This is a genomic window from uncultured Methanobrevibacter sp. (genome assembly GCF_937898925.1).
GTDB lineage: Archaea > Methanobacteriota > Methanobacteria > Methanobacteriales > Methanobacteriaceae > Methanobrevibacter.
The window spans coordinates 39,794-53,896 of record NZ_CALDKF010000014.1 but is presented as its reverse complement, the minus strand read 5'-3'; the positions used below and the strand labels follow the sequence as shown (position 1 = coordinate 53,896).

The window sequence follows — 14,103 nt, the reverse complement described above, 5'->3', positions numbered from 1 at the left end:
GAGATAATATTGAAATCACTCCTGTAAAAAATGAAATAATCGGCATTATCTCCATCTCATCACCATATTAATAAAATAAATTAAATTATTCAATTTGATTAAGTTCATCTAAGAATTCTTCAGGGTCTAAATATCCATCAATTTGATAAACAAAATCTTCATCTCCACTTACAAATACCATAGTTGGAGTCCCATACACATTATAATAACTTGCTATCATTGGATTTTTATTTACATCCACAATAGTAGGGATATATTTTTCATTTATAACATCCTGAACTTTAGAATCAGTCAAAGTATTTTCTTTAAGTATCTCACAATAAACACAAGAGCTTTGATCAAAAATAATCATGACAGTTTTATTTTCCAATTTAGCATCTTTTAAGGATTGTTCTAAATCAAAACTCACATTTAAACCATCAATATATTGATCATCATAAGCATTTTCTGCACTAACAGATACGATAAATCCACCTATTAGAAATAGTGTAATGAGTGAAATTATAAATAAATTTTTTAATTCCATCTTTCATACCCCCAATATAATCTAAATATACTTAGATTTTATAATAAATAAAGTTTTTTATAAAAAGAGAAAAATTGAATAAAAATTGAAAATAGAATTGACTGAAAAAATGAATAAATTAAAAATATAATAATTAAATTATTCTAAACTTACAAAGTTCTTAAGTATGTTCAATCCTGGAACTCCACTTTTTTCTGGGTGAAACTGGGTTGCAAATACATTATCCTTTGATACAGCAGCAGTTAAATCAATGCCATAATCAACAACAGCAGACAAATTGCTATCATCATCAAGCACTGCATGATAAGAGTGTACAAAATAAAAGTCCTTGCCATCAACACCATCTAAAATAGGGCATTCCTTAACTTGCTTCAATTGATTCCATCCCATATGAGGAATCTTTCTGCCTTCAGGAATCTTAGCGACATGACCTTTGAAAATGTCAAACCCTTTTACACCCGGAGACTCTTCACTTGAGGATAAAAGCACTTGAAGACCTAAACAAATCCCTAAAAATGGCTTTCCATCATCAATATGTTCGAAAATCACATCCTTAAAAGGTTCGATGTTTTCCATAGCTGTTCCAAAAGCGCCTACTCCTGGAAGAACAAGATGTTTAGCATTTGCAATCTCATTTGGATCGCTTGTAATTATCGCCTCAACACCTATCTTCTTAAAGCTATTGGAAATGCTTCTAAGATTTCCACTTTTGTAATCAATAATTGTAATCATAAAATTACCTGCAAATTTTGAAATTAAATAATTTTTAAGTTAAATATATTAAACTATTTTTTGAAAAAATTATTCCATTATTTAAATTAAAATAACGATTAATTAAAATGATAGTTAATTAAATAAATACTAATTTTATTCAAGCTCCCATTCAATAACTGAACGTATCATCATACCAAAGTCTGAATCAACTATCTCATCTACACCTAATGTCTTAGAATGAGCATCTAATTCAGCAATGACATGTGAGTACCCCAATTCATTAAGCGGTTGGACAAGTCTTGGACCATCTGTAACAGCAATGGTTTCACAGTCAAGCTCTTCAACATACAATGCATGTGGAACTCCTGCAACGATCACAAGGTCTGGCTTGATTTCCTTAAGGTATTCCTCTGCATTTCTTGGAGTGATTGGATATTCATCAAGACCACCAGTGATGCATTCAATATCAATTCCAGTATCATTCAATTCTTTAGTAATATTAACTGCATGCTGTCTGATTCTTGGAAGACCAATGTTTTCATCTAAATTAGCAATGAAATGAAGATTTTCAATATCCTTATTAGACTCTGCTCCATCAACAAGTGGAGAGAAATCACAATTTAGAATGTCTGCAAAGAGATATGAGGTTTCCTTTTTAGCATTTAATACAAATGCTACCTTTTTGCCTTCTTGAATCGCTTTAACAATAATCTTTGCTACTTTTTCCTTGCTGTCTCCGAAATTAGGCTTGATGTATTTTCCTTGTGCCATTCCACGAGTCTTTTCAACATGTGTTGCAAGCCTTAGCATTTCATTTTGACGGTCCGCTTCCTCTTGAGGAATTACACCATACTCTACAGCAGCGTTAAGCACTGCAATAGCTCCTTCTGTATTGTCTCCTTCACCGAAACCACCATGGGATTCCACTGGCAAGACAACACAATCAAGGCCAAGGTTTTCAATTGGCTCCTTTAAGTCTTCACCAATGATCATACTTGCACAGGTTCCTACAATACCCATTAATTTTGGATTGAATGTATCATAAGCCTCTTGCAAGGTTTCCTGAAGCTTTTCGCCAGCACCTAAAATAAAATCATTTTCAGCCATAGCTGTTGTGACAACTCTAACCCCATCACTTTCAAGGAGCCTTCCTGTTCTAAAGCAACAGCCATGTGGCCCATGCATAACAATTACATCAGCATTTAAATCTCTTAAAGTGTATAAAGAAGCTGCTATTGGACTTGGACGTGGATGCATCATTTAATTCACCTAATAAATAATAAAATAATCTTAATATATTTTTAATTAATCAAAGTACTTTTAATGTGTAACAATCTTAATAATATCTCTGTCTTGAAGCTCATAATCGCTTGCAATTCTCATGCTCTTTCTTGCATCTACTGCATGCATGAACTTATCACCGATATCTGTGTGAATGATATACGCAAATTCACGAGGAGTGGAACCCTTAGGAACTAGGAAAGCATCTGGGAGCACATTTCCCTTTTGGTCTGTAAGCTTATGCTCATCTCCTACTGGATAGACAACAATCATGTCTAAAAGATCAAAGACTGCAGTGTTCAATGCCTCTTGAATACCAGTGCTACCGTAAACATCAAGAATATTGGTTTGGATGTATTCCAAAGCCTTGATTTGGTTAGCATTTAATTTGTCCTTTTCAAGGATTTCAAAACTGCTGTCTCCAGAAATGTATGAAATCAATCCTGCTCTTGTAGCATTCATAAGTGCAAGCTCGGATTCAGCAGATGTTGGAATTACACGAGGATATTTCTCTTGCATTCTTTCAATGTTTTCACGTGCTCCAGGCAAATCTGCCTTGTTTGCAATTACAAGGGACGGTTTTGCAATATTCAAGAGATTGCGTACAAATTCAATCAAGTCTTCATCTTCCCATTTGCCGTAATTAGGATTTACAGTTCTTAATGCTTCGATTACATCTTCAATTAGGATACCAGTACCAGATAATTGCTCGAAAATGACTTTGGAAAAGTCCAAGTGTTCAGCTTCAACCTTACGGATAAGCCTTACCCAGTTCTTGCTTACGAGTCCAACCATCCACCTGACTATTTCAGGCTCTAAAAACTCAATGTCTTCCAATGGATCATGTGAACCTGGATCAACAGGGTTTCCTTCTGCATCAGTAGATCCTGAAGCATCAATTACATGAATGAAAACTTTAGCTTGCATCAAGTCATCCAAGAACTTGTTTCCGAGTCCTTTTCCTTCGTGAGCTCCTGGAACAAGTCCTGCCACATCAATCAATTCTATTGGAATCAATCTTGTTCCGTCAATGCATTGAGAGTTGTGTGGATTGCATGTGACATTCATTTCCTTACATGGACATTCACTGATAACATGAGCAACAGCCTTGTTTGCATCTATTGTTGTAAATGGATAATTAGCCATTTCCACTTGAGATGCAGTGGCTGAATTAAAAAATGAGGATTTTCCTACATTCGGTTTACCTGTAACTGCAATTTGAAGCATAATATCATTCCTAATTATTATAAAATGTAAATCTAATTAATATTTGATTTTTGTAATTTTTAAAAGATTAAAATTAGTTTATTTGTTTTTTAAATAAACTTATATTATTATAATACTTTATTATATCTATTTTACAAAGTATAAAAAATTATTTAAAAAATAGCATATGAATTTTAAAATTTGAAAAAATAGTAGAATAAAATTGAAAAAAATAAAAAAAGAAAATAGCTAAAAAGCTATCGTTTTAAAATTTAAAAGTTTAATTAACCTATGTATCTGAGGTCATCTTGAGCTTGTTGTGGTGCTTGTTGACCCATTGCCCTTTGAAGCATTTCTTGCTCCATTTGTTGAGCTTGGCTAATCATTTCACGAATTTCTTCAGCTTTTGCTTCTAACTCTTCAGTACTTACTTCGAGTTTTACAAGAATAGCTAATTTTTGTAATATAGCTTCAGCCGCTTCAGCATCAATGAAATAACCAGGAGTTTTACCCATTAAGCAAGCTCCTTTCATTCCTCTGAGTCTACCTAAACCTAAGAATAAACCAGAAGCACCAACAATACCGCCATCTGCAGATCTGATTTCAACATCTGCTTCCTTAAGCATTTCAATACGCTCTTCATCAGTAGCAGCACCTAAAACACGGCCTTCAGTACCTTCTACAGGTTGACCAGTAGCAAGACCACCTAAAGTGTAAAACTCTTTAGCCCCTTTTGATTCAACGAAGTCAAGGATAGAACCGCAAAGTTCATATTGACCTTCAGGTGCTAAAGCTTGACAATTACCTACTAGAAATATGAAATCCCTTTCATCTGCACCAGCAGACTTCAAGTAATACATTTCATTTGTCATATCCTCTACGACTCCCCCTTCACCAACAAGAACTTGTGGAGGGAAGTATGGAGAATAGATTTCTACAAATTTAGTAGCATCAAGTTCATCAATAACATGATCAATTGCTAATTTTCCTACATGACCGATTCCAGGAAGTGCTTCAATAAATATAGGATTGTTTAAACTAACTTCTTCTAATACTTTAAATTGAGTTGTTCTCATAAGATCACCTTTAAGAACATTTTATAATTATAATCAATAATCGTAAATCAATAATTTAATCGTGAAATCCATAAAAATAGAAAAATAAAAAATAGAATAATGGTTTTTAAACTAGCAATAGCTTGCTAATCAAAAACTTTTATTCCTTATTAAGCATCTCTTTCTTTAATTGTCTACGATATTTACCATACTTATCCTCAATGGAAAATTTTGGTGGGTAAATCACTTTAAGTTCACCACCGCAATTTGGACATTGGGATTTAAGTGTGTAAATATTACAAACAGGACACTTTTTCATTTTCATTTTCATCTGATTCACTAATTAATTTTCAATTTCACGTAAGAATTCTCCAGTTCCATCTGCATCTTCTACAATAGCAATAGCTTTTTCTGCTGCTTCCTTCAATTGCTTTTCAGCAACCAAATAATCAGTAGAAGTTACAGTGATTCTGTAACGAGGAGCTCCAACACATTGAACTTCAATGTTTTCAGCTTCTGCTGCCATAAGTGCTTTCTTAATAACCTCTACACCGTCTGGGTTGTAGTTTTTAATATCTACATAACCGCTGATGTGAACTTCAGGAGGTTGAATGTTTTTCTCAGCAACTTCAGTTATGGCATCAGCCCACTCTTGGCTAATTCCCTCTTCAGTAAGAGTTTCTGCCCCTTCTTCAGAAGCGCTTTCGAATGCACCGTAGATATCTCCAAAGATATCCATAAGTTCATATCCCACTTCATCGTAAGCGGTATCCAAGTCTTTATCTAAAGATTTAGCAGCTAATTCCAAGAATTTTTCAGCTTTTTGTTCAATTTTCCATTGTTGGATCTTTTTAGTCCTTTGGTCTTCTCTGATTCTTTTCAAAGAAGCGTCGACATGACCTTTTTTAGGATTAACTCTTAAAACACGAGCAACAATCTTTTGATTTTCTCTTACATGATCTCGAATATTCTTTACCCAACCAGAAGAAACTTCAGAAATATGAATGAAAGCTTCCTTGCCTGCGTATTCTTCCAAGTTAGCAAATGCACCATAGTTAACAACTTTGTAGACAGTTCCTACAATAAGTTCTCCTTCATCTGGCCATTCTTGACTTTTTCTTACCAATTAAAACACCGAAATAAAAACAGTTAAGATATGGTTAGAATAATTAGAATAATCATCATAACCAATCTTTATTCTAAGATCACATAACAGCCAATTACATATTCGGCCAAAATAGCGTGTTTTGATAGTAATTGACTATTAATAATTTTAAGCTTATTGTAAAACTTCATCGATGTGAGCCATGATTTTAGCTTTTCCACCACGGGATTTTACAATAGTTTTACCGCAGATGATACATTTAACATCAGAAGCTGCACGATCGAAAATGATTTGTTCGTTATCACAATCTAAACATTTAACTCTTAAAAAGTTTCCTCTTCCATTACTTGCCATACAAATCACCTAGTTAGATACCCATTCAGGTTTTCCTACTCTGAAAGATTTTCTGATGTGGGATTTTCCACATTCTTTACATTTGTATCTTAAATCTAATTTTTTAACCGGCTTGTTACCACCTGGTAATGGTCTTGGATAACCTCTGTACCCTGCAGTAACTCTTCTGAATTGTCTTTGTCCCCATTTTAATTCACTAGCTTTTCTCTTTTTGGAAGTATGCACTTCATGCATAGTGTGTTTTTTACAATGTGGACAGTAAGTTCTTTTTTCTTTAGGCATTTTCATATTTTTCACCTTTAATTGATTTCTCTGTTAAAAGACTTTTAGAACTTAATTAACAGATTATATAATAAATAATTACAACAAACCACTTGGAACTGTTTAGGTTTCCATTTAGCATGAGGATAAATTATAACATACTAATAAGAACATTTTTCAGTTTCCTACGAGCATGAGAGCATCTACACATTCTTATAAAAATATTTTTACACTCTTTCATAACCCTATTCATTCATAGGATAAACTAAATTGAAAGTTTAAAACTATAAAAAAAGATTTAACAAACTGTAAATCTTGGAATCTAATAATTAAAAAAATATTTTAAAATAAGAAAATATCATATTATTATAGATACATTAATTATATATGATTATTATCTATATATAAATCTTTGTATATTATATATAAATTATAAAAAAAGTTGAAATGATGATGAAATAAAATTAATAGAAATTTAAAAATTTAATATTTTACTAAACTTGCCTTATTGTTATCAATGAGAATCTGAGCAGTTATATTTGGCAAGATAACAACATCATTTGCCAAGAAAGGACCATAAACCTTTCCATCAATTCCTACCATTTCACCGACATCTTCACTGATGACAACAGTTGCATTTTCTATTTCATCTCTAGCAAATAATCCTCCTCTTGTCTTATCAACTGGTTTTTGAGGAGCATCATCCTTTTTAGCACCATCAATAGTACTGTCAATAGCATCATCAATAGCTTTATTAAAACCATCAGTATGGCTAACCTTCTCCTTAGCATCAAGGCCAGATGAAAATCCTAATTCAGATTGTCTGGATTCAATCTTCGCTGAGGCATCATCATTAGTTTCTGCAGTCTCTGCAGTCTCAACATTATCCTGTGCCTTTTCTTCAGCATTTGCAGTTTCTGCTTTTGGCTTTTTAGGTTTTGCAAAAATAAGATTGAAGTCATCCTCACTTGGAGCAGCATAACTGGATCCTGCAGCTATTGAATTATAGTAGTCATCATCATAATTAGGTTCCAATTTATCCAAATCTACAAATTGACTATCTGGATTTTTGTAAAAATCCTCTGGACTAGTGGAAACAGGACTCTCAGTTTTAGTCTCTTCTTCTACATTGGATTGAACTTTTGAGGATTCTTCAGGTTCTCCAACCTCTTGAGTGATAGCAGGAGTTTCTTCAGCTTCTTCCACTTTAGTTTCTTCAGTTTCTTCAAGCTCTTGAGCATTTTCTACAGTTCCTTGGCCAGGATACATTTGATTAGCTACCTGCTTATCAATGTTTTCATAAGTTTCATCAGTGATGACTTTTGCATTCTTGATTTGGTTTAACCTATCTAAAACCTCATCAGATTCCCCAAGAGCATCTGAAATCTCATCTTCCATAGAATCGGAAATGTCACTTTCATCTTCAACGGAACTATTGGATTCGTATGAATCCTCTACAAAGGAGCTTTCTTCATCCTCATCGAAATCCTCGTCATACTCTTCATCATCTTCATAATTTCCTCCTATAGCAGTTTCATCACTATATTCATCTAAGGAAATTCTATATCTGTGGTTTTTAAGAGCATCCATCAATGAGAAATATAATGTTTCCTCTTCAGGCGTAAGGTTTAATGGAGTTGTATCCAATAGGTCAAATTGAGGATTGTCCTTCTTGAACAAAAGAAAAGATCTGTAGATATTGTTATTGGCTGCTTGAGTTATCTTGGATTCTCTAAGCTCACAGATTTCAGTGGCAATTCTTTGAGCATTATTGAGTAGCAATTGCTCATTTCCAAAAGGATCACTAGCTACAGAACGCTCTAAATCCCTAATGTAATCACGTATGTGTTTATAAAAATCATTATCCACTCTTGCTAGAGAGGATTTGTTACGTTCTTCCTTTTGAACTCTGCGTAATACCTGAAAAAAGTCGCCTTGCATAAGAATCATAAATTTGAAATAAAGTCACCAAAACTTAAGAAACTAAAAATTTGACTAAAAATTTAGACAAAAATTAGTTAATACTGATCGTTTTAATAAAGTTAATAATGTATAAAAAATTTAAATGGTGTAAAATAGCTTAAGAGCTATAAAAAATAAATAAAATAAATTAATTTAAGAATAAATTAATTTATTGACTTTAAAAAAGCTTAAATCTTTTCTTTTAGTCTTCAGATTCTATTCTTGGAGCGAGTAAGAAACTGAGTTCCCCATCTTCAGATACCATTTTAAGACTTAAGGTCAATGGCATGTCATTTCCAAGAGAGATAGTTGCGATTTCAGAGAATTTGTCAGCTTTAAGCATTTCTCTGATTTTTTCTAAAGAGAAAATGGATTTAGCTTTAGTGTCTATTTTTTCACCATGTAAATATTCAATGTTTGCATCTCCAAACTCACCTTCAGCAGATGCATAGAAGTTTTCTTGATCTACCATTAAAGTGATTTTATCAGAGAAGATATCCATATCTTGAATTGAGTCTTTTAAAAGTGTGAAAGGAATCTCAAATTCAGTAGGATAATCCAATGAAGGAGGTGCAGGAGAATCATATTCTATATCAATCAATCTGATTTTGAAAGTTCTTGTAGCTTCACCAACAAAAGTGAGAATAAGATTTCCTTCATCTAATGACATTAAGACACGGTCATTAGATTTAGAACGTTTCAATACTTTCATTAACTCATCTGTGTCAATATTGATCTTTTCCGGTTCATCGCAAATGAACTCATCAAATAAACTGGATTTAAGTTCGAGATGAACAAAAGTAATATGACTACGGTCTAAGGCATCTAAACGAAAACCTTCACTGTCAGTTTGGATTTGTACTTCATCTACAATAGATGAAATAGCATCAAAACTGGTTTTTAAAATACTAGAATCACTTAACTCTGCTTTAAACATTAAAAATCAACTCTTGATTTAATTTTAAGCATTGATTATTTATTTTATAAATTAAAATAGCTCATATCAAGCCAATTTTATTTATAAATAATTATTAAAATAATGCATAATTTAATTTTTTTAAATTCTTGAAATTTAATAAAATCATATTATTTTATTATAATATTATATAAGTATCTAATCATTTATAAATCTAATCAAAAGTGAAAATTTTTTAATAAAAAATGAGAAAAATATTGAAAAGAATGACAAGAAAATTAAAAAAAATATTGAAAAAATTTTAAAAAAAGTGTGAAAAAACGAGCATATAAGCTAAGTAAATAAAGAATAGAGATGGAATTTTAAAAAATAAAGAAAAAATAAATTTAAGAAAATTAATGTTTTCTTAAACTATTATCAAAATTGGTACCTTCAATGATTCTTCTTTTTTTCTCTTCCAATTCTTGGGCTTTTCTTTCCTTTTCAGCCAATTCCTCTTCACTTAAAGAATCGCCATCAAACTTTGACAAGTCAACAGACTTTTTGAATTGAGGTTTAGAACTTTTAGATTTTTCAAATATATCATCAGAATCATCTTCGAAATCATATTTTGAATATTTGTCTTCTAAACCATCCATCTTTTCAGCCTCTAAATTGGAATCAACATCTTCAACGATATCTTCCTCAAGAGAATCCCCTTCAATAGCTTCCTCTACAGACTCATCCACAGGTTCATCTATAGATTCTTCTACTGGCTCTTCAATATCCTCATCAACAATCAATTCATCTTCTTCAATTAAATCAGAGTCATCGGCAGGAATTTCTTCGGTGATATCTTCAGGGATATCTTCAGAAATCTCAACAACTGAATCATATTCATCCTCATCATCAAAATCGTATTTGGAATACTTATCCTCCAAATCAGAATCATCAGATTCTTTGTTTAATCTTGAATGAATGGGAATGATCTCATCGGAATCATCATCAGAGTCATCATCAGTTTCATCAATGTCATCTGAAAGTTCTGTTGAATTGGCATTTTCATGCTCTTTAAAAGAAGATTGATTTTTTTGAGATGTTAGATTTGAATCAGAATATAAAGAATTGATATCATCATCAGAAAGTTCTTCTTCCTTGTCATTCTCAAATAAATCTTTAGAGGAATCAACAGATTTGTCATTATCGCCGTTTTCGGAAAAATTAGAATCTTTTTTTCTTTTTAAGACACTAAAAATAGCATCGAAGTCTTCACGAGTAATACCGTCCTCGCTTATTTCATCATAATCAATACTCTTAATGCTGTTGAACGTATCGATAATTAACGAAGACTTTGAAGAAGAGAAGAACTTCAATAAAGAAAATCCAATAATAATAAGTCCAATAATTACCAAGAAAATAGCAAGTCCTGCAGTTTCACCGGATAAAACATTATCCACAACACGATCAGAACTTGAAGCATAATAAGTTATTCCAATGATTAGGATTGCCAAACCTACAATAAAACCAACAATGGTTAAAAGTGTAGAGGAATCAAAAATATCTAAAGATTTTTTAGAGTCAGAAGATTTTTCCTTGTTATTTATCAATACACCTTGAGCAGAAGATTTGCCAATTTTCTCTTCTACATCCTCATCTGCTAATGCAACATCACTATCTTTTATAGTGATAAAGGAATCTTCATCATCAATCTCTTCATCACCATCAGATGATTCGCCAGCCTCATCACTAGCTTCTTCATCGATAGAATCAGTATTTTCTTTTAAATCAACATCCTCAGTTGATTCAATAACATTTGCTTCGATGGAATCATCTAAATTAGGATTAATTATAACTCCTCCTTCAATAGATTCATCATCAAAAGCATCAGATTCATCTAAATCTCTGTATTCATTATGAATAGGAATGATCTCATCCACATCGTCTTCAAAGTCATTAGAAACTTCATAAGATTCGTCATCTTCAAATTCTAATTCCTTAAAAACCTCAGAGATGGATTTGGATTTATTGAATCTAGTTTCTTTATTAGAAGAGGAATCATTAGCTCTGGGAGCTGACTCATCGTTTCCCTTGGAAACATCTTCTAAATTACTATTTTTTGAATTAGTCATTTTATCTCCTTACTTAAAAATACTAAGAATACTCACTCATCAATAATTAACACACCATAATACCCTTAGTAAAATCGCTATAAATACGATTAAATGAATAATAAATATAAAATATTAATTTAAAACTAAAAATTTAAAAAAATGATTAAAATTAATTAATCATAGCCTCTCCATTTATGACCGCATTTTTCACAAGTGAAGAAACGAGTTGGAGCTTCATCTGCACTACGGGTTTGAAGCAATTCGTATGAAGCACGATCATGTCCACATTTAGGACAAATTTCTCTTACAGTAGAACGTAAACCGCTTTCATCTCCTCTCATTATAACGGTTTCCTTGGATTCCACTTTCTTTTCAATTGAATATTCGGCTTTATCCACTTCAGATGAATCATAGCCGCAGGTGGAACATTTCAATACAATCTGTTTATCATCTTCCTCTCCTACTTCCTGAGGAAGAATCATGCCACCACATTTTGGACAAAATTCCATTATTTACCTCCAATATTTAAGATACTACTCTTTAAAAACAGAAATTAAAAAATTTTAAGATTAAATTTAAACACAATAGAAATAATGATTATGAAATAATGATTATAATCTCCAATAATTATAACCCACAACATTTACCTTTCATATAACAATTCAACTTAATTAAAATTTTAAAATTTAAGTTTTTTAAATTTCGTAAATGATTAAATACTTTATATATAACATACTTATAAATAAAGATTATTCAGTCATAGTATTTAAACTTAATTTAAAAATAGGGTAAAAAACGCCTAAAAATTAAGAAAAATTGTAAAAATTTAGTAAAAAATAATAATAAAAACAGATTGTTAGTAGATTGAAAAATACTAAAAAATTTACTATTTTTTTAAAAAAATTTATGCAAAAATCAGTTAGTTTTTTTAAAAAAATTGAATAAAATTAAATGTGGAAAATTAAGAAAAAATTAATTTTTTTCTAAATGTTCTTTCACATCACTTAAGATTGTTTCATGATCAAATGCAAGGCCCATTTCTTCCAAATCATCAAAAGAATATACACCAATATCCTTAGCATCATCATCTGCCTTTGCATCATCAAAATTGCCATGAGCCAAATAGACTATAGACACTGTATGTCTTCTTGGATCACGGTTTGGATTGGAATATACATTGAATAATTTTACTGATTCAATATCAATGGAAGTTTCTTCCTTTGCTTCCCTTATAGCAGCATCTTCAGTTGTTTCACCATAATCAACAAAACCACCAGGCAGTGCCCAACTGTCTTTAAAAGGGTCATTTTTCCTCTTGATGAGTATGAATTCATGATTTTCATTATAAATAAAAATATCAACAGTCAATGATGGAATCTTATATTTAATACTCTCACCCCAAATAAAAATAATAAGTAAAATTAATAATTCATCGAATTTAAATAAAACCCATTAAAACAAAATCATAAAATAAAATTTAAAAAATGATAGAAAATAATAAAAAAAGATAATTAAACTAAAAAATAATAAAAATAAAAAAGAAGAAAGAAATCAAAATTAGATTCCTTCAAGCAATTCCTTGAATTCAGCAGTTTCTTCTTTTAATCTTTGAGCTGCTCTTAAAAGAGAATCTCTTGGTCTTTTTGTTCTTTTAGTCTTAATGGTCATGATAGGTTCACCGGTAAGAGGGTGATCAATACCATAAACAGCATATTCTACATCATTATCTTCCATGAGATATTTTCTTAAAACATTACAAAGAGAGTGGTTTTCTCCGTGAATAATCATTTCGAGTTCTAATTTGGTATCTTTTACAACTTCAATTTCCATGTTATCTTTTCCTTAAAAATTAAATAAACAAGTACAAATCTGTATTCTAATTAAAAATTAATAATCATAATTTTTAGAAACTTTTCTTTTTTCCTTTCTATCACATACAGGACAGTATACTTCAGATTCATTGCAAGGATCCATAAAGGTTCTGCATCTGGTACACATAGCCTTTACAACACCGGAAGTAATGTCTTCTGTGTTCAAATCAAGGTTATCTCCCATGATTTTAACTACTTTAGCTTCAATTAAGTCTCCAATTCTGAAAGCGTCTGTAAGCTTATCGATGTAACCAGGGGTCACTTGAGAGATGTGAATAGCTGCCAAATAAGGAAGAGCCAATTCACGTCTTGTTCCTTTTTTAGCATAGATAGTTATTAAAGCTCTTTGGCCACGTACATCTTTTACCTCACCGTATACAATATCTCCAACTTTCAATAGGTTTGGACCACCAGATTTTGATATTACAGAGATTTCCTTTTCATCTTCATCAATCAATACATTTCCAGGAACACCAGATTTTACACTTCCATCATCTTCATATGCTCCTTGACCTGGTAAAAACTGTTCACTTACACTTAAAAAGTCACCAGGCATTACAAAATCTCCAGATTCCATTTTCATCTAAACACCTCATAACAGGCAATTACGCCATTTTCAACCTTGGGCAATTTTGCCAAGTTCAACATTTTATAATTCTGTTTATAAAACAGGACAATCATCCGAATAATCCCATAACTCCGTTTATAGAATTAGGATAATAAATCCGAAATAAATCCCATAATTCCATTTATAGGATTTAT

Annotated in this window: 16 protein-coding genes; all 16 read right to left on the bottom strand. The window is 31.6% G+C overall.

From position 1 onward, the window contains the following. Nucleotides 1-85 precede the first annotated feature (85 nt). The 16 genes from Q0409_RS01265 to Q0409_RS01190 all read right to left on the bottom strand — a co-directional run bounded on the left by Q0409_RS01265 (nucleotide 86) and on the right by Q0409_RS01190 (nucleotide 13,924). Nucleotides 86-526: a thioredoxin family protein gene (locus tag Q0409_RS01265; protein ID WP_298534209.1), complete on the bottom strand. Its 441-nt coding sequence runs from the start codon at nucleotides 524-526 to the stop codon at nucleotides 86-88. Between the two features lie 138 nt (nucleotides 527-664). Beyond that, entirely contained in the window at nucleotides 665-1,258 is a 594-nt protein-coding gene (gene hisH, locus Q0409_RS01260) for an imidazole glycerol phosphate synthase subunit HisH (protein WP_298534205.1), read from the bottom strand. Between the two features lie 135 nt (nucleotides 1,259-1,393). Continuing rightward, nucleotides 1,394-2,497, bottom strand: coding sequence for a Ni-sirohydrochlorin a,c-diamide reductive cyclase catalytic subunit (gene cfbD / locus Q0409_RS01255; RefSeq protein WP_298534219.1), 1,104 nt, complete (start codon nucleotides 2,495-2,497; stop codon nucleotides 1,394-1,396). Nucleotides 2,498-2,560: 63 nt separating this feature from the next. Then, entirely contained in the window at nucleotides 2,561-3,748 is a 1,188-nt protein-coding gene (locus Q0409_RS01250) for a redox-regulated ATPase YchF (protein WP_298534203.1), read from the bottom strand. A gap of 263 nt (nucleotides 3,749-4,011) precedes the next feature. Then, the gene (locus tag Q0409_RS01245; RefSeq protein ID WP_298534200.1) at nucleotides 4,012-4,803 is read right to left on the bottom strand and encodes a proteasome assembly chaperone family protein; all 792 of its coding nucleotides are present in this window, start codon (nucleotides 4,801-4,803) and stop codon (nucleotides 4,012-4,014) included. 139 nt (nucleotides 4,804-4,942) lie between these two features. Continuing rightward, nucleotides 4,943-5,113 carry an RNA-protein complex protein Nop10 gene (locus tag Q0409_RS01240; RefSeq protein ID WP_298534198.1) on the bottom strand — a complete coding sequence of 57 codons (171 nt, stop codon included), beginning with the start codon at nucleotides 5,111-5,113 and terminating at the stop codon, nucleotides 4,943-4,945. A 12-nt stretch (nucleotides 5,114-5,125) separates the two neighbouring features. Further along, the gene (locus Q0409_RS01235; RefSeq protein WP_295607410.1) at nucleotides 5,126-5,908 is read right to left on the bottom strand and encodes a translation initiation factor IF-2 subunit alpha; all 783 of its coding nucleotides are present in this window, start codon (nucleotides 5,906-5,908) and stop codon (nucleotides 5,126-5,128) included. A 153-nt stretch (nucleotides 5,909-6,061) separates the two neighbouring features. Next, nucleotides 6,062-6,241, bottom strand: coding sequence for a 30S ribosomal protein S27e (locus Q0409_RS01230; protein ID WP_292788071.1), 180 nt, complete (start codon nucleotides 6,239-6,241; stop codon nucleotides 6,062-6,064). Nucleotides 6,242-6,250: 9 nt separating this feature from the next. Further along, nucleotides 6,251-6,529 (bottom strand): 50S ribosomal protein L44e, encoded by a 279-nt coding sequence (locus Q0409_RS01225; RefSeq protein ID WP_295607415.1) that lies wholly within the window; start codon nucleotides 6,527-6,529, stop codon nucleotides 6,251-6,253. Between the two features lie 456 nt (nucleotides 6,530-6,985). Next, the gene (locus Q0409_RS01220) at nucleotides 6,986-8,443 is read right to left on the bottom strand and encodes a hypothetical protein (RefSeq protein ID WP_298534195.1); all 1,458 of its coding nucleotides are present in this window, start codon (nucleotides 8,441-8,443) and stop codon (nucleotides 6,986-6,988) included. Between the two features lie 223 nt (nucleotides 8,444-8,666). After that, entirely contained in the window at nucleotides 8,667-9,401 is a 735-nt protein-coding gene (gene pcn / locus Q0409_RS01215; protein ID WP_295607420.1) for a proliferating cell nuclear antigen (pcna), read from the bottom strand. Between the two features lie 374 nt (nucleotides 9,402-9,775). After that, nucleotides 9,776-11,488 (bottom strand): hypothetical protein, encoded by a 1,713-nt coding sequence (locus Q0409_RS01210; RefSeq protein ID WP_298534193.1) that lies wholly within the window; start codon nucleotides 11,486-11,488, stop codon nucleotides 9,776-9,778. A gap of 155 nt (nucleotides 11,489-11,643) precedes the next feature. Next, complete coding sequence (locus Q0409_RS01205; protein WP_298534190.1) at nucleotides 11,644-11,979, bottom strand: transcription factor S; 336 nt, start codon at nucleotides 11,977-11,979, stop codon at nucleotides 11,644-11,646. A 463-nt stretch (nucleotides 11,980-12,442) separates the two neighbouring features. Continuing rightward, nucleotides 12,443-12,859 carry an NUDIX hydrolase gene (locus Q0409_RS01200; protein WP_298534217.1) on the bottom strand — a complete coding sequence of 139 codons (417 nt, stop codon included), beginning with the start codon at nucleotides 12,857-12,859 and terminating at the stop codon, nucleotides 12,443-12,445. A 168-nt stretch (nucleotides 12,860-13,027) separates the two neighbouring features. Further along, a complete protein-coding gene (locus tag Q0409_RS01195) occupies nucleotides 13,028-13,300 on the bottom strand; it encodes a DNA-directed RNA polymerase subunit L (RefSeq protein WP_298534189.1) in 273 nt (90 codons plus the stop codon). A 57-nt stretch (nucleotides 13,301-13,357) separates the two neighbouring features. Continuing rightward, nucleotides 13,358-13,924 (bottom strand): exosome complex RNA-binding protein Csl4, encoded by a 567-nt coding sequence (locus Q0409_RS01190; protein WP_298534187.1) that lies wholly within the window; start codon nucleotides 13,922-13,924, stop codon nucleotides 13,358-13,360. Nucleotides 13,925-14,103: the final 179 nt, after the last annotated feature.